At 23.3% G+C, this 2,150-nt stretch carries 1 protein-coding gene; it reads left to right on the top strand.

Going from position 1 to position 2,150, the window contains the following annotated elements:
• Positions 1-2,150 (top strand): ATP-binding protein (locus tag AlmWB_RS01460; protein ID WP_050337372.1); only part of this gene is annotated, 2,150 nt, incomplete at both ends.

A 2,150-nucleotide genomic window follows, 5' to 3' on the forward strand; every position in this document is an offset into this window, starting at 1 on the left:
AAAATGAAAAAATTAACAAAAATACAATTAATTAATTGGCATCTTTTCGTTTGCCAAACTATTGAAATCAAAGATAATACATTAATTTCTGGTGAAAATGGCGCTGGAAAATCAACTTTGTTAGACGCTTTGCAATATGTTTTAATTGGTGGCAAAAGCGGTGTTAAATTTAATATAGCAGCTAACGATAACGCAAAAAGATCTTTGGAAAATTATATCAAAGGTAAAATCGGAGCCGAAAACAAAGAATTTTTAAGAAATAAAGATGTCATTACTCATATTTGTTTAGAATTTTATGATGAAAAAACTCAAAAAAACTCTTTATTAGGTTGTTTATTAGAACTCCCGTATAAAGGTTTGTTGAAAGAAAAATTTTATTTTTGTACCAATCAAACTTTAACTTCTGAATTATTTGTAAATAATAATAAACCGTTTAATGCACAACAATTTCGTTATTATATGAAAATATTGGATCCTCATTTTGAATTTTGCGAGACCAAAAAGCAATATCAAAATACTTTAGAGCAATTTTTAAAAATCAATATATCCAAATACATCAAAATTTTACCTAAAGCATTATCTTTTAAACCTTTAAATTTGCAAAATTTTGTTTTTGAATTTTTATTAGAAGAAAATCCTATCAATATTATTAGTTTAAAAAATAGTGTTCAACAATTAAGAAAAGTTGAAAAACAAATCGAATTAGAAAAACAAAAACTAAAAAAATTAAAAGTCATCATTGAAAAATCACAAGAAATAAAGTTATTAGAACAAAATACAAAAATTAATTTTTTAATAGAAAAAATGTTGATAAATTTACAGTTTCAAGCGCAAATACAAAATATAAAACAACAACAAACGACTTTAACACAACAAATTTCTTATTTATTAACTCAAAAAAAAGAAAATAATTTTGCTATTGAAAATCTCAATAATTATATTTTACAATTACAAAATTATAAAAATCAAGATAATGTAGGCGCTTTTTTATATTCTTTGCAAAAAGATTTGGCCCAACATCAAATGATTTTGAAAGAAACAGAACAACAAATAAATTTATTTCAAACCCAATTAAAAACAGAAAAAGATTTATGTGCTCAAATATTATTAAGTTACCCTTCTGTTAAATTACAAAAACATTTAAATTATTTGAATCAATGGTGTCGACAAGTTCCAGAGGAAGAAATAACAGAACAAACATACACTTCATTTAAAAAAAATATATTGAATATTAATGATGAATTATCTTATGAAATTATTCAAGTGAATATCCAACAAAGTGAACTCCATAAAGAAATTCATGATTTACAACAAAAAATAAATGAACTCAATAATCATTTAGAAATATTACAAAGTATTACACCTACATATCACCCTAGCTTAAGAAAATTAAAAAGTTTATTAACTACGCACTTAAGTAGTCTTTATCAAAAAGAAATATCTATTTATCCTTTATGTGAATTAATAGATATTAAAGAAGAATTATGGCGGAACGCTATTGAAGGTTTTTTAGGAATGCGTAAATTTAATTTAATTATAGATGAACGTTATTTCCAAGCATCTTTAAAAATTTATGAAAAATTTCAATCATCTGAAAAAATTTATGATATAGGTTTAGTTAATATTGGTAAAATTCCTGTCATCAATGAAAATCCACAAAGTTTAGCAGCGAAAATTTTTACAGAAAACACAGATGCTTTGAAATATACTCGTATTTTATTATCTCATATTATATGTGAATTAGAAGTCACTAACTTACAAAAACACAAAATAGCTATCACACCTCAAGGAATGATTTATAGTAATTACACAGCCAAACAATTAAATCCTAAAACTTATCAAATCCCTTATATAGGAGTAAATTCAAAAAAAATTAGACAACAAATCTTAATTGATGAATTAAATCAATTTAATAAAAGTTTAAAAGAAAAACAAAATAAATGGCATTATAATGAGAATTTTATCTTTCTTATGCACAAAAGTAAATTTTCAACCATTTTAGAACAAGATCCTTGGGTTTTTTATCAAAAATCCCAAAAAAATAAAGAAATAATAACAAAAATTCAAAATAAAATTCAAGAATTAAAAATCAACCCTCATTTAAACGAATTAGAAGATAATTTGGCAAAAGTTCAAAAAGAAAAAGAACA

The sequence above is a fragment of the Candidatus Phytoplasma phoenicium genome (assembly GCF_001189415.1).
Classification (GTDB): domain Bacteria; phylum Bacillota_I; class Bacilli_A; order Acholeplasmatales; family Acholeplasmataceae; genus Phytoplasma; species Phytoplasma phoenicium.